This window comes from uncultured Phascolarctobacterium sp. (genome assembly GCF_934190775.1).
In the GTDB taxonomy this organism is placed as follows: domain Bacteria; phylum Bacillota; class Negativicutes; order Acidaminococcales; family Acidaminococcaceae; genus Phascolarctobacterium_A.
On record NZ_CAKPTG010000015.1, the window covers coordinates 21403 to 41830 of the forward strand.

Below are 20428 nucleotides of genomic sequence, written 5' to 3' on the forward strand. Positions count from 1 at the left end.
GACCTTGCAATAAAGTAATTTTATATTTCAACACGACAAAAAGCAGCTTCTGCGAGGCAGAAGCTGCTTTGCTTTTTATACAGCATATTTATTTTATTAAATCCTTAAGTCCGCGTATCCGCATAACCTTCCAGGTAAAGCACAGACTACGCAGCGACTGGTCCAAGAACATCGGTACCCAGGCGCCCACAATCCCCAGCTTGCAATAATAGATAAAGAAAGCCGTCATCAGAGGACGCAAAACGGTAATTAGCACAAAGGAATAGACGGCAACAGCAGTAGTCTGACCGCTGCCACGCAATATGCCTGCCGTGATAATCGTATGCCCCTGCGGTATGCAAACGGCAGCTACCCAGAACATTACCGTTTCACTTAGAGCAAGTGCCTGTGCATCCTGGGAATAAACGCTGAAAATCGGCACGCGTGCAGCATACAGGATAATAAAAGAGGCAACGGAAAGTCCCAGGCCCCATTTAAAGCCTATGCTGCGGCAACGCTTCCAGGTTGCATAATCAGCAGCACCGCGCATCTGCCCGGCAAGCACCATATTGGCCTTACCGAAGCCAAAGATAAAATCATAGGAAAAATCGCAGATGTTATAGCAGATGCTGTGTACTGCATAGGGCAGAGTACCAAGACGCGCAGTCATCCAGCCATAGGCCAGCATACCGATGCGTTCCGCCCCCAGCTCACTGAAAACACCGCCGAATACCGGCATAAATTCCCGCCAGAAGACTTTGTCCGGCAGCTGCAGCAGACCATCACTGAAAAAGCCCTCATGCTTCATAATACAGACAGTGATGCCAAGAGTGCACAGGGAACCGATAATCGTGCTGATTGCCGCGCCACGCACGCCCCAGCCGGCAAAGCTGCCAAAGCCGGTAATGAGAAAATAATTGCAGACGATATTCACTACATTGCCGACAATATTGCTTTTCATAATAGCGCTTGTCCGACCTACGCCCAACAAGGTTCCCTGCAATAAAAGCGAAAGAGAATTTAGCAGTACTGCAGCCACGGCAGGATTGCCGTAAGCCAGCGCCAACTCCAAATAGTCGCTCTGTGCACCCATCAGCACCACCAGCTTCTCAAAAAAGCCATAGAAAAGCAGATGCAGTACTATAAGCAGGATACTGCTGACAGTAAAGCTCTGTCGCAGCAAAACCTTAATGGCAGAATGCTGTCCGGAACCGAATTTATTGGCTGTCAATATAGTAACAGCAGATGCCAGTGAGCGTGATACTGTCAGCAGTACCAGGCGCAGCGGCAGAAAAATGCTTACTGCTGCTATGGCCTTGGCACCCAATACGCCTACCATAATCAAATCGGCTGCTGCCAGAAAGGTCATAAAAATGCCCTCCAACGCAGCGGGGAGGGCAATACGCAAATATTTACCTGTTAATGAATCATTAAAGCTCTTCATTTTCTAGAAAACATATACGTTAAAACAAATAAACAAATTTATTCAGCATCCTCTTCATGATGGATTGCTGCCAAAGAAACAACTTTGTCATCATCGTTTAAGGTCATCAGTTTTACACCCTGGGTATTACGGCCATATTGAGAAATCTGGTCCACATCGGTACGGATAATCAGACCGGCCGCGGTAATCATCATAATTTCCTGCGCCGGGTTAATTACCTTCATGCCGATTACCAGACCAGTTTTTTCGGTAATCTTCATATTGATGATACCCTTGCCGCCACGAGTCTGCTTACGATATTCCTTAACCGCTGTACGCTTGCCCATGCCAAATTCAGTTGCCGTCAGCACCTCGGAATTTTCATCGGAAACGCTGTCCATAGCAACAACCTCATCGCCGTAGTTGAGGGAAATACCCTTTACGCCATGCGCGGTGCGTCCCATGGTGCGTACATCCTGCTCATCAAAGCGGATGGCAATACCGTTGCGGGTTGCCAAAATGATTTCGCTGTTGCCGTCAGTAAGCTCTACACCGATCAGGTCCTCATCATCGTCCAGATTAATAGCAATCATGCCGTTTTTGCGGACGCTTTCCAGATCCTTGAGGTTGATTTTCTTGACGGTACCCTTATTGGTAGCCATAAACATGTACTGCTCTTCTCTGAATTCCTTCACCGGAATAACAGCCGTAATCTTTTCACCGGGCATCAATGCCAGCAAATTGATAATAGCTGTGCCCTTGGCAGTGCGGCTTGCTTCGGGGATTTCATAGCCCTTCTGGCGATATACACGGCCACGGTTGGTGAAGAAGAGAATGTTATGGTGAGTGGTGGAGAGGAAGAGATGCTCTGCGGAATCATCAATTTTCTTGCCGCTGCCGCCAGTTTTGCCTACACCACCGCGTTTTTGGCTGCGGAAGTTGTCTAAAGTCTGGCGTTTGATATAGCCCTGATGGCTGATGGTTACAACGATATCCTCTTCAGCAATCAGGTCCTCAATATCCATTTCGGAGCTGTCGATGGAAATTTCGGTACGACGCTCGTCACCGAAGCGTTTCTTCATTTCCAGCAAATCTTCCTTGATAATGTTCATAACCTTATGCTCATCTGCCAATACGCTTTCCAGCCAGTCAATGGTTTCCAGCAGGTCAGCATATTCTTCGTCAATCTTCTTGCGCTCCAGGCCGGTCAGGCGCTGCAGACGCATATCAAGAATAGCCTGTGCCTGGCGCTGGCTCAGCTTAAAGTTTTCCATCAAAGCAGTGCGGGCAATTTCTGCTGTTGCGCTGCCGCGGATGGTGCTGATTACAGCATCAATATTATCCAGAGCAATCTTCAAGCCCTCTAAGATGTGAGCTCTGTCCTTGGCCTTGCCCAGCTCGTAGCGGGTACGTCTGGTGATAACATCCTTCTGGTGCTCCAGATAGTATTCCAGCACCTGCTTGAGGTTCAGGACACGCGGCTGACCGTTAACCAGCGCCAGCATAATGATACCAAAGGAGCTCTGCAGGGCAGTATGCTTGTACAAACGGTTCAGAACAACGTCAGGAACAGCATCACTCTTCAGCTCAACAACAATCTTCATGCCGTCTTTAAGGCTGGAGAAGTCATCAACCTTAGTAATACCTTCGATTACGCCATCCTTAGCCAGATTAGCAATATCCTTAATCAGGTTAGCTTTGTTAACCTGGTAGGGGATTTCGGTAATAACGATATGGTGCTTGCCCTTGTTGGCAGGCACGATCTCAGCTTTAGCACGAATTTTTACAACGCCGCGGCCGGTGTTATAAGCGCTGGTGATGCCTTCCTTGCCCAAAATGCAGGCACCGGTCGGGAAGTCAGGGCCTTTGATAGCTGTCATCAGCTGCGGAATTTCTACATCAGGGTTATCAATCAGCATAACCAGGCCATTAACAACCTCACACAGATTGTGCGGCGGAATGTTAGTAGCCATACCAACTGCGATACCGGCACTGCCGTTAATCAGCAGGGCAGGGACCTTAGAAGGAAGTACACTGGGCTCTTTTAAGGATTCATCATAGTTAGGTACAAAATCAACTGTATCCTTTTCGATATCCTCCAGCATTGCCTCAGCAATTTTAGCCATACGCACCTCGGTATAACGCATTGCTGCCGGACTGTCGCCGTCAATACTACCAAAGTTACCATGACCGTCTACCATCAGATAGCGGGTAGAGAAATCCTGCGCCAGGCGCACAATTGCATCATATACGGAACTATCACCATGAGGGTGATATTTACCTAAAACGTCACCGACGATACGAGCGGATTTTTTATAGGGTTTCGTCGGAGTCATGCCTGCTTCCTGCATTGCGTATAAAATACGGCGATGTACAGGCTTCAGACCATCGCGGACATCAGGTAAAGCACGTTGGATGATAACGCTCATCGCATAATCGATATAGGATTTTTGCATTTCCTCTTCGATATATACGGGAAGAACTTTACCAGTGGTATTTTCTAAATCCACTTTATCACCTTTCCTTTACAAAAAACAATATCACAACCTGTTAAACAGGGCAGAGTGCCTCAGCACAGGTTATTTTAATAATATCTCATAAACCTGCTTGCCAATCAGCAGGGTGGTAACCAACAAATACAAGGGGCGCACATAAGAAGCGCCTTTTTTTATTGCCAAACGGGTACCGACAACAGCACCGGCAATCATCGCCGCAGCCATAATCAGGCCGTAGCTCCAGATAATCGTGCCGCTGACAGCAAAGGATACAAGAGCACCAACGCCGCTGGCAAAATTCAACGCCTTGGCATTACCGGCAGCCGTTACAAAGTCATATCCCAAATACAAAAAGCCAAAAATCAGGAAAGAGCCTGTACCGGGACCGAAGAAGCCATCATAAAAGCCCATGGCAAACGCCATGACGATGGCACCGATTAAAGCCTGCATACCAAGCTTTTCTATCGTACCGGCATCGCCCCAATCCTTACGGCGATAGGTATAAACAGCAACAGCAACCAGCAGCACGACGATGATATTTTTCATCAGCTGCTCCGGCAGCAGGTAAACTACATAAGCACCTAAGGCTGAACCGATAAAGGAAAGCGGCATCAGCGTAAAGGCAGCCTTTTTTATTTTACCGGCGCGCCAAAAGGAGAGCACACTGGTGAAGCAGCCGATAGAGGCTGCCAGCTTGTTTGTTCCCAAAGCATAGGGAACAGGCAAGCCCAGGCTCAAGAGGGCAGGGGTGGAAATTAAACCGCCGCCGCCAACTGTTGAATCAATAAACGAAGCTATAAAGCCTGAGATAATCAGGAAGATAACTGTCGTCGTATCTAAATTCGCCACAAAAGTTTCCAAAAAATTCCCCTCATTTCGGTGACTAGTGATTAGTTGTCAGTTATTAGTGGTTAGTTTTAAGAGAATGGAGTTCATTGTTTCCAATATCAGAATGCACGCCTTAACTATTCACTATTCACTATTCACTATTCACTTTTAACTTTTAACTTTTAACTATTCACTGCACACTATACACTATTCACTTTTACCTATTTACTGCCTTCCGCCCAACGGATATACAAGCCTAAAGCGCCGCTATGACAGGTGCAGCAGATTTTTTCGGCATCAGCATTAACTTCATTGCTGATAGCGTAGGGGTAGAGCTGGCGCAGCGTTGCCTGCTGTAGCGGCCAGCGCACGCCGGTAAAATCTACTGTCGTGCTTTCGCTTAAGGGCAGCAACGAAACAGCTTCGGCTGCAGCCTGCAGCTTCAGCTCTACGCTTTCGCCTGCTGTCAGCAGCAGCATAAATTCCTTATCATCTGCCAACATCACCTGACAACCACGTTGCTTTTTTACACCCAGCAGCGTATAGACGTTGCTGTATAAATGGTCGAAGCGCCCGCCCCAAATGCCGGTAGCAAGAATGTCTCCCTCAGGCAAATTATGCAGTAAAAGCTGTAAGTCAGTATCATCCTTTGCAGGATTAAAACTGTGCACTACAGTACCTGCAGCGCGTGCCTGCTGATAAACAGCCTGCGATGAGCTGTCGCAGTCGCCAAACAGCTCCGAAGGCACACAGCCGGCTGCGAAGCAGTATTCAGCGCCGCGGTCGGCGCAGTAAATTTTCTTGCCGTCACTGACACTGTGCAGCCACTCTAGTTTAGGTCCGCGTCCACCTGCAACCACCAATAAAGTTGCAGCAGGGGAGAGAGCAGCAGCTTGATGTTTCACGTGAAACATCAAGCGCAGCTCCAGCTCAGGCAGTACAAAAAGCTTAGCAGCCATTATTTTTTCGCTACAGCGACAGGCTTAATCACAATTTGGCCATTTTCCTTGAGAACCTTCCAGGTGCAGTCACCATTCTTGTTCTTCAGCCATTCCATGCTAATTTCCAGAAGAAAACGGTTCAGACGCTCCTGCGCATTCTCCGGCAGCAGCAGCTCTTTTTTTGCGGGTGCCTTAGCACCCTTTAATTTGCTTTGCTTAACCTTTTCATCAGCATACATGCCATTTTCAAAGGTCAGCTCCTCGCTGAAGCCCTTCAGCATATCTGCATCAGAAAGTCCTTTTTTAATTTTAACCATTTAAAGCACCTCTTTTTATGCTACAAGCCTGCTTACAGGTCCAGGTTACGAACCTTCTTCGCATTATCCTCGATAAACTGACGACGCGGCTCAACCTTATCTCCCATCAGGATAGAGAAAATGCGGTCTGCTTCAGCAGCGTCCTCCAGATGAACCTGCAGAATAGTACGTGCAGCAGGATCCATAGTTGTTTCCCACAGCTGGCCGGGGTTCATCTCGCCTAAGCCTTTGTAGCGCTGTACATACGGGTTAGTATCGCGGCCAACCTCGTCGAGGATTTGCTGCAATTCTTCATCGCTGTAAGCGTAGTAATGCTGCTTCTGGTTTTTACGGATTAAATACAGCGGCGGCTGTGCAATAAACACATGTCCTTCCTTAATCAGGGGCTGCATATAACGGTAGAAGAAGGTCAACAGCAGCGTACGGATATGCGCACCGTCGACGTCGGCATCTGTCATAATAATAATCTTGCCATAACGTGCCTTCTCCAGATTGAAGTCATCGCCGATACCACAGCCGAAGGCGGTAATCATATTGCGGATTTCTTCACTGCTCAGCACCTTATCAAGACGTGCCTTTTCTACATTGAGGATTTTACCACGCAACGGCAAAATAGCCTGGAAGTCACTATTACGACCTTGCTTAGCGCTGCCGCCTGCGGAGTCACCTTCGACCAGATAAATCTCGGTATCCTCAACATTACGGCTCTTGCAGTCAGCCAGCTTGCCGGGAAGACCGCCCAAATCCATAGCGTTCTTACGGCGTGTCAGCTCACGTGCCTTACGCGCTGCCAGACGGGCGCGTGCAGCAATAATAGCCTTTTCCACCAGCTTTTTGGCAACCTGCGGATTTTCCTCCATAAACTCGGCCAGAGTATCGCCAACCAGGTTATCTACGATTGGCATAACCTCACTGTTGCCCAGCTTGATTTTGGTCTGGCTTTCGAACTGCGGGTTCTGTACCTTTAGGCTCAAAACTGCAGTCAGGCCCTCACGCACATCATCACCGCTCAGTGCATCCTCATTTTCCTTGAGCATGTTGGTTTTACGCGCATAAGCGTTAATTGTGCGTGTCAGCGCCTTACGGAAGCCGCTGAGGTGAGTACCGCCTTCCTCAGTATTGATGTTGTTGACATAGGTGAAAATGTTCTCGCTGTAGGTATCGCAATATTGCATTGCAACCTCAACGATGACAGCGTTCTTTTCGCCCTCCAGATAAATCGGTTTCGGATTAATCTTATCCTTGTCCTTATCCATAAATTCGACGTATTCGATAATACCGCCGGCAAAATGGAATGTTTCACTCTTATCCTCGGCACGCTCATCAGTCAGAGAAATGGTAATGCCTTTATTCAAAAAGGCCAGCTCACGAATACGCAGACGCAGGGTATCATAGCTGTATTCAGTTTCCGTAAAGATAGTAGCATCCGGCTTGAAATGCACCGTAGTACCGGTAACATCGCAATCGCCCTTTTCATAAAGCTTTTTAGAGGTCTTGCCCTGCTTGAATTCAATACCGTAGCATTTACCGCCGCGGCGAACCTCAACCTCCATATGCTCACTCAAAGCGTTAACGCAGGTAACACCTACACCATGCAGGCCGCCGGAAACCTTGTAGCCGCCGTCACCGAACTTACCGCCGGCATGCAGCACCGTCATGATAACCTCAACTGCAGGCTTCTTTTCCTTTTTCATCATATCCACGGGGATACCACGGCCGTTGTCGACAACTGTAATACTGTTATCCTTATGGATAATTACCTTGATATCACTGCAGTAACCGGCCAAAGCCTCGTCAATACTGTTGTCCACAACCTCATACACCAGATGGTGCAGACCGCGGGATGACGTACTGCCGATATACATAGCAGGTCTTTTGCGTACAGCCTCCAGGCCTTCTAACACGTGAATCTGTTCAGCGTTATAACTGCCCTTGACCGCTGTAGCTTCTTCAATATCAATTTCCTGGGTCATATTTACCTCCGTTTTAAAATTTCTAGATTAGTATAGACAGCGCCGTCCAGAAAACCTGATTCAGCGCGTTTTTTCAAAGTCACCGAAGAAATCGAGGACAAATACATCGTATCACCGGTCAGAACACAGCTATAATAGCCTTCGCCGCCGGAAGCATCAACCACCCTGTAGCGTGAGCCATACTTCTTGACGAAATCGTCATAAACCAGTGACTGAGGGTGATTCAAATTAAAAATAGCGATAATCTCACTATTTTTTACCATGTAATCTACTCCCAAATGCAGATACACACTGATCCCTCCTTAAATAAGTTAAAGCATTTTCATATAAAGCTAAGGTAATTTCGTCCGGCTGCTTCTCCAGCAGAAACATTACCGCCAGCAAACTTTCCTTCTTATCGGCAAAGCCGCAGCGTACACGCTCAAAGTAGTAGCTTTGCAGGCTTTCCTTTACAGCCGTAAATAATATTTTATCACATTTGTAGTAGGCCAGACAATCTTCATACTTCAGCCAGGGCTGAATCCGCAGCAGCTCCGCCAGCTTGCTGCGCAGCTCCTCGCGCTGCTCGCGCTCACAGATGCTGCACATTGCCAGTCCCTTGCGCATTTGGGCACCGCAGACAGGGCATTTTGTATATTCCGCAGGCGGGGCAGGCGGCTCGGCCTCCTTGGCCTTTTGCTCCTGCCTTTTGAAAAAGCTGCCGGTATGAAAGTAAACCTTTTTTATCAGCACACGTCCCAGCAAAAAGGAGTTGATTTTTTGCAGGAACAGCTGCTGCATCATATACAGCTCATTAGCCAGCATACTGTTGGCCGTACGCACATAAAGCTCGTTGCCGCTGATTTTTTCAATCGCACAGCTGCGCGCCAGGTTTTCGCCCACAATCTCGCTCCATCTGCTTTCCAGATAATGCTGCAGATAAGCCATTTTGATTTTCGGCGAAATATAAACATCTTTATAGGTGCGGCGCGGGTCAAACAGACGGCGGATAACCTCCTCCGCAGCCTCTAAATTTTCAGCATACATAATTAGGCCTCGCTTATACAGCCACCGGAAATTTTAAAATAAGCATTGCCTGCAAGCTCCGGTATCAGCTCGCGGTCATTTACTGTGATAAAGGTCTGCACTCTGCCGTCGATAAACAGCAGCAGCTGGGAGCGGCGACTGTTATCAAGCTCGCTCATAACGTCATCTAATAGCAGGACGGGGAATTCGCCCAGCTCGTTTTTGACATACTGCAGCTGCGACAGCTTCAGTGCCAGGGCACCGCTGCGCTGCTGCCCCTGAGAGCCGAAGGAGCGCAGGGACAGACCATTGAGCAAAAGCTGCAAATCGTCGCGGTGGGGGCCGATGCCTGTATTGCCGCGCAGAATATCGATGCGCTGACGCTCCAGCAATCTGTCGCGATAAAAATCCTCTGTGGCTTCCGCAGCAGACTGCGGATAAAGCAGCTCGCTGTTGTTGGCCTTCTGTTCATAGCGCACCTGCAGCATTTCGCTGCCCTGCGTAATAGAAGAGTAAATCTCGCCGGCAATAGCCTGCAGCTTTGCCAGCGCTGCCAAACGCCTGCGTACAATAGCTGCTGCCAGACGGATAAATTCCTCGTTCCAGGGCTGCAGCACCTCAGCACTGCCACCGTTATCACGCAGCTCCTTTAAAAGACGGTTGCGCTGCAGCAGCACGCGGTTATACTTCAGCAGCAGATCGTAGTAAACAGCATCAGTCTGCGCAATCTGCATATCAAAGAAGCGACGTCTTAAGGCAGGCTCACCCTTGACCAGCTGCAAATCCTCCGGCGAAAACATTACTGCATTCAGCGCGCCATAATGCTCCTTAGGACGCACGCGCGCACCATCAAGCAGTATTTCCTTGTGCCAACGCTCATGCTGACGGTATTTTTTGATTTTTACCTCATGACTGCCGCTGAAGCTGGCATATTCTACGCCTACAGCCATCGCTTCCGTACCCATTTTCAGCATTTCCTCTTCAGCCGAGGTACGGTGCGACATACCGAAGGCACCATAAAAGATAGCCTCCAGCAGATTAGTCTTTCCCTGGGCGTTTTGCCCGTAAAAAACATTAATCATAGCGGGAAGCTGCAGCTGGCAGCTTCCATAATTGCGGAAATTAACCGCATAAAGACTATTGATTTTCATTAAGCTTCTTTGGCAACGGTCAGCTCTATCTGGTCATCAATATTAACTACATCACCAGGATGCACCTTTTTGCGTTTTTCCGTTACCAGCTGGCCGTTCAGGCGGACAACGCCATCTTCAACCATCATAAATGCCTGGCCTCCGGTATCAGCAACACCGGAAAACTTCAGCAGCTTATCCATAGTAATGAATTCTGTTCTGATTTCTACAGTTTCTTTTTGCATAATAGCCGCTCCTTAGAAAACAACGCGTACCGGAGTAACGATATAGGTATAATCAGGCTCTTCAGCGCAGGTAACGCAAACAGGGCTGAGAGAGGTATTCATGGATAAAACTGCTTCTTCTGCTTCCAGGTTCTTCAGAATATCCAAGATATACTTAGCATTAAAGGCAACATTCAGCGGGTCACCAACAGTCTGGCAGGCAACAACCTCTAGGCCGGTACCAACATCAGGGCTGCTGCTGGTAATCGTAATTTCCTCAGCAGCTACGCTCATTTTTATAATGCTGTAATCACCGTCAGTAGAGAAGAGTGCTACACGCTCAACAGCACCTGCCAGCTCTTTAATATTGACCTTGCTGGTCAGAGCGAATTTAGGCGGGATAACACGACGATAATCCGGGAACTGACCTTCAATCAGACGGGAAACAATAACAACATTATCAATCACAACCATAATCTGGTTATTCAACAGGGAAATAAGTACCTGCTGAGGTACTTCGCCGGTCAGGTTACGGGAAATTTCCGTTAGTACCTTAGAAGGGATAATCATGCTGATAGCTTCATTTCCTTCATAAGGCAGAGATTTGATAGCCAGACGATGGGTATTGGTACCAACAAAGGTGATTTTGCCGTCTTTAGCCTCTACGAGGATACCGGTAAACAAAGGTCTTGCTTCATCAGTAGAGCAGGAGAAGATAGTTTTCTTAATCAGCTCCTTAATCATACTGTCATCAAGTGCAATGGTTCTGTCTGCATCAAAGGTGGGAAATTTAGGATAATCATCTTCATTCATTAAGAAGAGCTGATATTCAGATTTACCGGAGCTTACTTTAATAGCATGTTTTTCAGCATTCTTGCTGATAGTCAGGCTTTCACCGGGCAATTTACGGATAAGGTCAGCAAAATGCTTGGCAGAAACAACTATTTCCCCCGGCTCGCTGATTTCAGCATCAATGGTGCAGGAAATGGCCATGTTTAAATCCATAGCTTGTATTTCCAGCTTGTCAGCTGATGCGATTACGTGAATACCGGAAAAGATAGGTGTGCTTGGCTTGGAAATAATTGCTCTTTGAACTGTTTGGATGGCTTTATTTAAGCTGTTGGTATTACAGGAAATTATCATTTGTTCACAGTCCTCCTTGGTTTTTTAATACTGTTATAATATATAAAAAGTAGTCGACGTAGTAGTAGAGCCTGTTAGTTATGGGGAAAAGTACCTCAAGCTCAGTTGTGGTGGGTTATTTCCCATGTATATAAAGCTGTTGATAACCGGGAAATAATATACACACAATCTACAGGAAAAAATTTTATCAACTGGTGCCCCAAAGTTATACACAGTTTAGGGGCTAGTTATCAACAGTTTTTGTGGATAACTTTTTTACTGTTATTGCCGTAAGATTTCTATGATTTCCTGCAGCTCGTTTTGGAAGGTGAGGCTGCTGTTTTTGCATTTGCTGATTTTTTCATAAGCATGGATAACGGTGGTATGGTCACGTCCGCCAAAGAGCTCACCGATACGCGGATAAGATAAATCAGCCAGTTCACGGCAAAGATACATAGCTACCTGACGCGGGAAGGCAATGTTTTGGGTACGCTTTTTATTGAACAGCTCGTCCTGCTTCACATTGTAGTGGTCAGCAATAACCTTGATGATGCCTTCAAAGGTGATGGTTTTGCTTTTGAGTTTGATATCGTTACCCATGTCTGCGAGAACCTTTTGCGCAGTTTCCACGGTGATGGGCATATGCATCAGGGAGGTATATGCTACTATTTTGTTGTAGGCGCCTTCGATCTCACGGATGTTGGTGGCGATGTTGGTTGCCAGCAGGGTGATGACATCGGTAGGCAGGGTGATATTGTCGGATGCTGCCTTGGTACGCAGGATGGCCATACGTGTTTCCAGGTCAGGTGTCTGGATATCAGCTGTCAGTCCCTGGTCAAAACGGGAACGCAGGCGGTCTTCCAGCGTTTCAATTTCACGGGGAGGACGATCACTGGAGATGATGATCTGCTTATCAGCATCCTTCAGTGCATTAAATGTATGGAAGAATTCTACCTGTGTCTGCTCCTTGCCCTTCAGAAACTGGATATCGTCGATAATCAGACAGTCGATATTGCGGTATTTCTGACGGAAGGCTTCCGTGGTTTTGTTCTGAATAGAGTTGATGATTTCGTTGGTGAATTTTTCACTGGAGGTGTACAGTACCTTCATGCTGGGATTATTCTGCTTGATGCGGTTGCCGATAGCGTGCATCAGATGTGTTTTGCCCAGACCAACGCCGCCATAAAGGAAGAGAGGATTGTAGGCATGCGCCGGGTCATTGGCTACTGCCTGCGCTGCTGCGTGGGCGAAGCGGTTGGAGTTGCCGATGACAAAGGTTTCAAAAACGTATTTAGGGTTCAGGTTGCTTTCATCGGGCTGCTGCACGGAGGTGTTTTCGTTAAACAGCTGCTGCTGTTCACGCTTTGTTGGTACAGCGGGCAGCTCCTCAGCTGGAGAATTGTCGCTGCTGCCGTTGTCCATGGTTTCGATGATGAGCTTGATGTTTTTGCTCATAATGCCTGCAAGGACGCCTTCGATAACCTGAGCGTAGTTTTCCTCCAGCATAGTTTTAAAGAAATCGTTTTTGACAGCTACTTTGTAGTAGGTATCTGTCACCTCTAACGGCATAATAGGTTTTATCCAGACGTTAAAAACCTTTTCATTAAAGGATTCCTTTAATTTGTCCTTACATCTGACCCAGATTTCCGCTAAATCATAGGAATTCATATAGATACATCCTTTCTCGCTAAAATTAGAAAAATAAAAACGACAGCCTGCATTGCCCGCGGAAGGGCGTGTAAGCGCCGGTTAAATTACAAGAGAAGCTAAATTTCCATATATATTTTAGCAGACTGTGGATAACTTCGCAAATTTCCTAAGAAAAATTTCGCAGTTGGCAGAAAAATAGCTGTTTTTACTTGACGAAGTTTTTATTTTCCCATATAATAAGTTAGTAATACCTTGCGTGGTGCTGCAGGTGCTGAAAAAGCGCGTTACGGCCGCGTTGGTAGAACAAATAACAGCTATCAATATTCACATACATTAGAAATTGATAAAATTTTGCGGTGGATAAGGAGGGAATACTGAATGAAGCGTACTTTTCAACCTAACAATCTCAGAAGAAAAAGAACTCATGGTTTCAGAGAAAGAATGAAAACTTTGGGCGGTCGTCAAGTTCTCAAAAGAAGACGTGCTAGAGGCAGAAAGAAATTGTCTGCATAACATTATAAAATAGGCCGCGCAAGTGGCCTATTTTTTCCATGCGGGCAGGTGTGCATTTGATGCAAAAGAAAAAGTTTACTTTAAAAAAATTAAATCGACTTAAATCGAAGAAAAGTTTCCAGCTTGTCTATGTTAAAGGACGCACTGTTGTCGACGCTATGTCGGTTTTTTATATTCTTCCGGAACAGGGCGAGGATATAAAAATTGGTCTGGCAGTGGGCAAAAAGCTTGGCTGCGCTGTGGTGCGCAATCGTGTTAAGCGTATGATGCGTGAGGTATTCCGCATGCATAAGGCAGAACTCAAAAAGGGCTATCATATAGTTTGGGTGGCTCGCAAGAAGCTGACAAAGGCTGACTACAAGACTTTTGAGCGTGTATTTTTAAGACTGGCAAAAAGGGCAGCTCTGCTGCAGTAATAAGGATAGAAGGCTATGAGCAGGTTACTGATTTTGTGTATAAGATTCTATCAGATTTTTATATCACCTCTGAAACCGCCGACCTGCAGGTTTTATCCTACATGTTCAGCGTATGCTATTGAAGCGATTCAGAAGAAGGGACCGGTGAAGGGTACCTGGCTGGCTATTAAGCGTATTGCTAAATGCCATCCCTTTCATCCCGGTGGCTATGACCCGGTGCCGTAAGCATACTATTAAGCTATAACACTTTGTTTATTAAGGAGTGATATCTTGGATTTTCTCGCTAATATTGTACAACAGGTGTTAACTGTGCTCTATAACTTTACTGAGAGCATTGGTATACCGAACCTTGGCCTGGCTATTGTGTTAATGACCATTATTATTAAGCTGATTATGTATCCGCTGACTCAAAAGCAGATTCAGTCAACTAAGGCTATGATGGAAATTCAGCCAAAGATGAAGGCTTTGCAGGAAAAATATAAGGATGATAAACAGCGCCTGAATATGGAGCTGGCTAATTTATATAAGAGCGAAGGCGTTAATCCGCTGGCAGGCTGCCTGCCTCTGCTCATCCAGATGCCGATCATGATTGGTATTTTTTATGGTATCCGTGATTACAACTATGCAGCACATCCGGAACTCATTACCAGCTTTTTATGGCTGGCTGATATTTCCAAGGCAGATCCGACCTATGTTCTGCCGGTGCTTTCTGCATTGACTACCTTCATTCAGACTAAGCAGACTATGCCGGCAAGCGGCGGCGGTGCACAGAACAAGATGATGATGTACTTCATGCCGTTGTTCATCGGTTATATCAGCTTGACCTTCCCTGCAGGCCTGGTTCTGTATTGGGTTGTAATGAATATTATGCAGATTGCACAGCAGTCTATTATGAACAGAGCTGCGGCTAAATAACGTGTAAGCGTATAGGAGTTGGTAAAGATGGCTTTTGTTGAAAAGACCGGTAAGAGTGTGGACGAAGCTGTTGCAGCAGCTTTGGCAGAACTGAATGTTACAGCTGATGAGGCTGTTGTTGAAGTATTAGAAGAAGCAAAGAAGGGCTTTTTAGGCTTTGGCCGTAAGGATGCCCGTGTACGCGTAAGCGTTAAGCCTGCAGTTGAAGAAAAACCTGCAGAGGCTGCACCCGCTGCTGAGAAAACAGTAAGCGAGGCTGCTGCTGATGCTGTAGCTGCAGTGAAGGAAGCCGCTGCTGTTGCTGCCGTTGCTTTTGCTAAAAAGGCAGATGCTGTGAAGGCTGATGCTGCTGTAGCTGCTGAGGACTTCAAGAAAAAGGCTGCAGATGCTAAGGATGACGCAGTGGATGATGCTATTGCAGCGCTGAATGCTTTGAAGAGCGAGCGCCGCGAACGTCAGAATCGCGAACCGCGTAAATACAATGTAAGTGATGAGGCAGTTGCTGCTGCTAAGGAATTTTTGCAGAAAATCTTCAATGCTATGCATATTGAGGTTGCTATGGAAAAATTCATCAACAAAAATGACGGTAGCGTTACCTTCCGCCTGCATGGTGATGATATGGGTATTTTAATCGGCAAGCATGGACAGACCTTAGACAGCTTGCAATACCTGACCAATCTTGTTGCTAATAAGAACAGCAACGAGCGTGTGCGTGTAATCATTGATGTTGAGGATTACCGCGACCGCCGTATCGAGACTCTTAACCGTCTGGCTGCACGTCTGGCGGATAAGGTTAAACGTACCGGTGAGCGCGTAGCCCTGGAGCCTATGAATCCGCACGAGCGCAAGATTATCCATATGGCACTGCAGGGTGACCGTCGTGTTACTACTCTGAGCGAGGGCGATGAGCCTTATCGTCATGTGGTTATCGAGCTGAAAAAATAAAATATAAAGCAAGGCTGTCGCGTTAAGTTAATTAGAGGCTTATTTGCGGCAGCCTTTTTTCCGTACTGAGCTTTTTGTGCGGTACAGATAAAAGAAGGGGTGTCATATGGCTGAGGATACAATTAGTGCTGTTACTACGGCTCTTGGCGAAGGCGCTGTAGGTATTGTGCGTATTAGCGGACCAAAGGCGTTGGCGGTGGGTGAGACCTTGTTTAAGGCGGCTTCCGGCAAGGCGCTGGGTGCATATCCTGTGAATACGCTTGCTTATGGCCATGTTTATGATACAGACGGCAGCCTGGTAGATGAGGTGCTGGCGGTGTATATGCGTGCTCCGCGGTCCTATACGGCGGAGGATGTGGTAGAAATCCAGTGCCACGGCGGTGTGCAGCCGCTGCAGAAGATTCTGCAGCTGACGTTTGCTGCCGGTGCGCGTCCGGCGGAGGCCGGCGAGTTTACGAAGCGCGCGTTTTTGAATGGCAGGATTGACCTGACGCAGGCTGAGGCGGTTATGGATATTATCCGTTCGCGCAGTGAGGCGAGCCTGAAGCTGGCTGCGCGTCAGCAGCAGGGCCAGCTGGCAGGTGAACTGCGTACTTTGCGTAAGCAGCTTGTGGATGTGGTTGTTAATCTGGAGGCTGTGATTGATTATCCGGAGGAGGATATCGAGGATGTTACCTATGGCAGGGTGCAGGAGAGCCTGACTACTGTGTGCAGCGGGATTGAGCATTTGCTGGCGCATGCGCATACGGGCAAGATTTTGCGCGAGGGCTTGCGTACTGCTATTGTGGGACGTCCGAACGTGGGTAAGTCTAGTCTGCTGAACGCTTTACTGCGGGAGGAGCGCGCGATTGTTTCGCAGTACGCCGGTACGACGCGTGATGTTATTGAGGAGCAGCTGCTGCTTGATGGTGTGCCGCTGGTGCTGGCGGATACTGCAGGTATTCGTGCTACCGAGGATTTTGTGGAGAAAATCGGCGTGGAGAAGAGCCGTCAGCTGTTGGCGGATTCGGAGCTGGTTATCTGCGTGATTGATGGCAGCGAGGGCCTGACGGCTGAGGATGAGGCGATTTTAGAGGCTGCGGCCGGGAAGCCCTGTGTGGTGATTGTGAATAAGAGCGATTTGCCGCAGCAGGTTGATTTGGTGCAGCTGCGTGAGCGTTTTGGTGCTGATAAGGTGATGACGCTTTCTGCCAAGACTCTTGTTGGTATTGAGGCGTTTACTGCCTGGCTGAAGAGTTATGTTTATGGCAGTAAGGGTACGCTTGATGATGGTGCGTATATTCAGAATGCGCGTCAGGAGCGTTTGCTGCGTGAGGCGCTTGCGGGTTTGCAGGATGCGGAGGTTGCGGCGCAGGATTATCTGCCGTATGATTGTATTGTGATTGATGTGCGCTCGGCGATTGACCTGTTAGGGGAGATTACGGGTGATACGGTGCAGGATGAAATTATCAATGAGATTTTTGAGAGGTTCTGTATCGGTAAGTAGGGTTGTGCATCGCAATTAAATATCGTTCCAGTCAGCAGCAATTTTCCCGTGCCGTAGGGCACAACGTAAATTTCGTGTGGAACCAGGACGAAGCTTCGGTAAAATTTGACAGACGGTAAGAGAAAGTTACGTACCCTTGCTTCTATGGTTCCGGACACTCATTTGCTAAAATTGCTATTCCTTACACGATATGTTAATTGCTTGAGTTAGTGTTAACTACTAGCCTTTTATATGCTCCCTGCAAGGGAGCTGGCATCGCGTAGGCGATGACTGAGGGTTGTGCGCTGCGATATATAAATTGCTCGTTAGAGCGTTCTGCTAACCTTCTTGCCTGCCCCTTGGGGAAGGTGCCGAGCGAAGCGAGGCGGAAGGGGGTTGTGCGTCGCAATTAACGCATCGCGTTGCAATGAAAAATTTGGTTGTGCGTTCACTAATACATATATTTTTAAGAGGTCTATGAAGATGAGTTATATTACAGATACATTTGATGTAATTGTGGTTGGTGCCGGCCATGCCGGCGTGGAGGCGGCGCTGGCTGCTGCCCGCCTGGGCGGCAAGACGCTGCTGGCAACGTTGTCGCTGGATAATGTGGCGCTGATGCCATGTAATCCGTCTATCGGCGGTCCTGCTAAGGGCCATCTGGTGCGTGAGCTGGATGCTTTGGGCGGCCAGATGGGTATCAGTGCGGATTTAGCGTGTATCCAGATGCGTCTTTTGAATACCGGTAAGGGTTATGCTGTACACGCGCTACGTGGTCAGGAGGATAAGCCTTTTTACCATACCCTGATGAAAAAGATTGTTGAGGATCAGGCGAATCTGGAGCTGAAGCAGCTGATGATTGATAAGCTGCTGGTGGAAAATGGCGCGGTTGTTGGTGTGGAGGCTGAAACCGGCGAGGTTTTCGAGGCGAAGTGTGTTATTCTGGCTACCGGTACTTATCTGCGCGGTCGTATTGTTTATGGCCAGGTTAATTATGAATGCGGTCCGAACGGCTTGCGTAGTGCGCAGAAGCTTTCAGCTTCGCTGCTGGAAAACGGCGTGGAGCTGATGCGCTTTAAGACCGGTACGCCGGCGCGTATTGATGCCCGCAGTCTGGATTACAGCAAGATGGAGCCGCAGTATGGCGATGAGGAGGTGCGCAATTTCTCCTTTATCAGCGATATCAAAACACGTGAGCAGGTGCCTTGCTACCTGACATATACGAATGAGGCGACGCATAAGATTATCCGCGATAACCTGCATTTATCCGGTATGTATAACGGTATGATTGAGGGTGTCGGTCCGCGTTACTGTCCGTCTATTGAATCTAAGATTGTGCGCTTTGCCAATAAGGAGCGTCATCAGCTGTTTATCGAGCCTGAGGGACGTAGTACCAATGAAATGTATGTACAGGGCATGAGCTCTTCTTTGCCGGCGCATATTCAGTTGCAGTTTATGCAGACTATTCCCGGTCTGGAGCATTGCAAGATGATGCGTGCAGGCTATGCGATTGATTATGATTGCCTTGATCCGCTGCAGCTGCGTCCGTCGCTGGAGCATAAGGCTATCAGCGGCCTGTTCAGTGCCGGTCAGTCCAACGGTACCAGCGGCTATGAGGAGGCTGCTGCCCAAGGTCTGATGGCAGGTATCAATGCAATGATGAAGATTAACGGACGCGAGCCGCTGGTATTGCGCCGTGATGAGGCATATATCGGCGTGCTGATTGATGACCTGGTTACCAAGGGTACATCCGAGCCTTACAGAATGATGACCTCGCGTGCGGAATACCGCCTGCTGCTGCGTCAGGATAATGCGGATTTGCGCCTGACGGAAAAGGGCAGAGAGATTGGTTTGGTTGATGATAAGCGCTATGGTATTTTCACCGAAAAGCGCAGTGCGCTGGAGCGCACAGTGAGCGAGCTGGGCAAGCAGAATATTTCTCCCAGTGCGGAAAACAATGCCAAGCTGGAGGCTATGGGTACGGCGCCGCTCCGCAGCGGCAGCAGTCTTTTGGATTTGCTGCGTCGTAAGGAGGTTACCTACAGTAAGCTGCAGCAGGCCTTCGGCTTGCCGGAGCTGGCACCGCAGGTGGCAGAGCAGGCCGAGATTTTCGCTAAGTATGAGGGCTATATTACTAAGCAGCGTCAGGAGGTTGAACGCTTTATGAAGCTGGAAAACAAGCGCTTGCCTGATGATATAGATTATCGTGCGATTAAGGAGCTTTCCAGCGAGGCCGCTGAAAAGCTGGACAAGGTGCGTCCGGTGAATATCGGTCAGGCATCGCGTATCAGCGGTGTTTCGCCGGCTGATATCAGTGTGCTGATGATTGCGCTGGAGCTGAAGCGCCGAAAGGAGCAGGAAGAATGACCTTTGCAGAAATTTTAGCTGAAAAGGGTGCGGAGGCCGGTTTGAGCTTTACGCCGCTGCAGCTGGAACAGTTCAGCCGTTATTACGAGCTGCTGGTGGAAACCAATAAGGTGATGAACCTTACTGCGATTACTGAGCCGGAGGAGGTTGCCGTAAAGCATATGGTAGACAGCCTGCTGGCCTACGAGGCGGAGATGGCCGGCAAAACCTTGGCAGACGTGGGCACGGGCGCCGGCTTTCCCGGTGTACCGCTAAAAATCTACTGCCCCGAGCTGAAGGTGACACTGATTGATTCCTTGGGCAAGCGCCTGCGTTTTTTGCAGCAGGTGATTGAGGAGCTGGGGCTGAAGGGTATCCGCTGCGAGCATTTGCGTGCTGAAGATGCCGGTCGCGATAAAAAGCATCGCGAAAAATATGATTATGTAACGGCACGCGCGGTGGCGCGTTTGAGCGTGCTGAGCGAATACTGTCTGCCGCTGGCCAAAAAGGGCGGTCAGTTTATCGCCCTGAAGGGCAGCAAGTTTGCGGAGGAAATTACCGAGGGCGAGGCTGCGGTAAAAATCCTCGGCGGCAAAATTATCAGTGCAGAGCCTGTAAAATTACCCGGTCTTGACGATGGACGTGCTATAATAAAGATAGCTAAAATCAAAACAACACCGGCGCAGTACCCGCGTAAGGCAGGGACGCCGGAAAAACAGCCCTTAGGCGCTAGATAGGGGG

General features: G+C 48.2%; 20 protein-coding genes. 8 read left to right on the plus strand and 12 right to left on the minus strand.

Translation table 11 applies throughout. The features are described 5' to 3' along the window. Positions 1-88 precede the first annotated feature (88 nt). From Q0G26_RS08500 to dnaA, 12 genes are all read right to left on the minus strand, one after another. A complete protein-coding gene (locus Q0G26_RS08500; RefSeq protein ID WP_293829858.1) occupies positions 89-1423 on the minus strand; it encodes an MATE family efflux transporter in 1335 nt (444 codons plus the stop codon). 38 nt (positions 1424-1461) lie between these two features. After that, the gene (gyrA, locus tag Q0G26_RS08505) at positions 1462-3912 is read right to left on the minus strand and encodes a DNA gyrase subunit A (protein ID WP_293829860.1); all 2451 of its coding nucleotides are present in this window, start codon (positions 3910-3912) and stop codon (positions 1462-1464) included. 69 nt (positions 3913-3981) lie between these two features. After that, positions 3982-4758, minus strand: coding sequence for a TSUP family transporter (locus Q0G26_RS08510; RefSeq protein WP_293829862.1), 777 nt, complete (start codon positions 4756-4758; stop codon positions 3982-3984). Between the two features lie 188 nt (positions 4759-4946). Beyond that, positions 4947-5684: a thiamine diphosphokinase gene (locus tag Q0G26_RS08515; RefSeq protein WP_293829864.1), complete on the minus strand. Its 738-nt coding sequence runs from the start codon at positions 5682-5684 to the stop codon at positions 4947-4949. Further along, entirely contained in the window at positions 5684-5983 is a 300-nt protein-coding gene (locus tag Q0G26_RS08520; protein ID WP_293829866.1) for a hypothetical protein, read from the minus strand. The genes Q0G26_RS08515 and Q0G26_RS08520 overlap by 1 nt, the downstream gene beginning before the upstream one ends. Positions 5984-6015: 32 nt before the next feature. Further along, positions 6016-7956 carry a DNA topoisomerase (ATP-hydrolyzing) subunit B gene (gyrB, locus tag Q0G26_RS08525; RefSeq protein WP_293829868.1) on the minus strand — a complete coding sequence of 647 codons (1941 nt, stop codon included), beginning with the start codon at positions 7954-7956 and terminating at the stop codon, positions 6016-6018. 2 nt (positions 7957-7958) lie between these two features. After that, positions 7959-8219 carry an extracellular matrix regulator RemB gene (gene remB, locus Q0G26_RS08530; protein WP_049897182.1) on the minus strand — a complete coding sequence of 87 codons (261 nt, stop codon included), beginning with the start codon at positions 8217-8219 and terminating at the stop codon, positions 7959-7961. Beyond that, positions 8206-8982 carry a DUF721 domain-containing protein gene (locus tag Q0G26_RS08535; RefSeq protein WP_293829870.1) on the minus strand — a complete coding sequence of 259 codons (777 nt, stop codon included), beginning with the start codon at positions 8980-8982 and terminating at the stop codon, positions 8206-8208. Before Q0G26_RS08535 ends, remB begins: the two co-directional genes overlap by 14 nt. A gap of 2 nt (positions 8983-8984) precedes the next feature. After that, positions 8985-10112, minus strand: coding sequence for a DNA replication/repair protein RecF (gene recF, locus Q0G26_RS08540; protein ID WP_293829872.1), 1128 nt, complete (start codon positions 10110-10112; stop codon positions 8985-8987). Next, complete coding sequence (locus Q0G26_RS08545) at positions 10112-10336, minus strand: RNA-binding S4 domain-containing protein (RefSeq protein WP_021720090.1); 225 nt, start codon at positions 10334-10336, stop codon at positions 10112-10114. The genes recF and Q0G26_RS08545 overlap by 1 nt, the downstream gene beginning before the upstream one ends. Before the next feature lie 12 nt (positions 10337-10348). Beyond that, a complete protein-coding gene (gene dnaN, locus Q0G26_RS08550; protein ID WP_293829874.1) occupies positions 10349-11458 on the minus strand; it encodes a DNA polymerase III subunit beta in 1110 nt (369 codons plus the stop codon). A 261-nt stretch (positions 11459-11719) separates the two neighbouring features. Continuing rightward, positions 11720-13105, minus strand: a complete 1386-nt coding sequence (dnaA, locus tag Q0G26_RS08555) for a chromosomal replication initiator protein DnaA (RefSeq protein WP_293829876.1) — start codon at positions 13103-13105, stop codon at positions 11720-11722. Positions 13106-13465: 360 nt separating this feature from the next. On the opposite strand from dnaA, the gene rpmH reads away from it, so the two are divergent. The 8 genes from rpmH to rsmG all read left to right on the plus strand — a co-directional run bounded on the left by rpmH (position 13466) and on the right by rsmG (position 20424). Then, positions 13466-13600: a 50S ribosomal protein L34 gene (gene rpmH, locus Q0G26_RS08560; protein WP_021718820.1), complete on the plus strand. Its 135-nt coding sequence runs from the start codon at positions 13466-13468 to the stop codon at positions 13598-13600. Positions 13601-13659: 59 nt separating this feature from the next. After that, positions 13660-14016 (plus strand): ribonuclease P protein component, encoded by a 357-nt coding sequence (gene rnpA, locus Q0G26_RS08565; protein WP_293695196.1) that lies wholly within the window; start codon positions 13660-13662, stop codon positions 14014-14016. A 15-nt stretch (positions 14017-14031) separates the two neighbouring features. Then, positions 14032-14241, plus strand: coding sequence for a membrane protein insertion efficiency factor YidD (gene yidD, locus Q0G26_RS08570; RefSeq protein ID WP_044484312.1), 210 nt, complete (start codon positions 14032-14034; stop codon positions 14239-14241). A gap of 45 nt (positions 14242-14286) precedes the next feature. Beyond that, complete coding sequence (locus Q0G26_RS08575; protein WP_021720085.1) at positions 14287-14931, plus strand: YidC/Oxa1 family membrane protein insertase; 645 nt, start codon at positions 14287-14289, stop codon at positions 14929-14931. A gap of 27 nt (positions 14932-14958) precedes the next feature. Further along, complete coding sequence (gene jag, locus Q0G26_RS08580; RefSeq protein ID WP_293829879.1) at positions 14959-15876, plus strand: RNA-binding cell elongation regulator Jag/EloR; 918 nt, start codon at positions 14959-14961, stop codon at positions 15874-15876. Between the two features lie 106 nt (positions 15877-15982). After that, positions 15983-17362 (plus strand): tRNA uridine-5-carboxymethylaminomethyl(34) synthesis GTPase MnmE, encoded by a 1380-nt coding sequence (mnmE, locus tag Q0G26_RS08585; RefSeq protein WP_293829881.1) that lies wholly within the window; start codon positions 15983-15985, stop codon positions 17360-17362. A 462-nt stretch (positions 17363-17824) separates the two neighbouring features. Beyond that, positions 17825-19708, plus strand: a complete 1884-nt coding sequence (gene mnmG, locus Q0G26_RS08590) for a tRNA uridine-5-carboxymethylaminomethyl(34) synthesis enzyme MnmG (RefSeq protein ID WP_293829883.1) — start codon at positions 17825-17827, stop codon at positions 19706-19708. Beyond that, positions 19705-20424, plus strand: coding sequence for a 16S rRNA (guanine(527)-N(7))-methyltransferase RsmG (gene rsmG / locus Q0G26_RS08595; protein ID WP_021721202.1), 720 nt, complete (start codon positions 19705-19707; stop codon positions 20422-20424). The genes mnmG and rsmG overlap by 4 nt, the downstream gene beginning before the upstream one ends. The last annotated feature ends 4 nt before the right edge of the window (positions 20425-20428 follow it).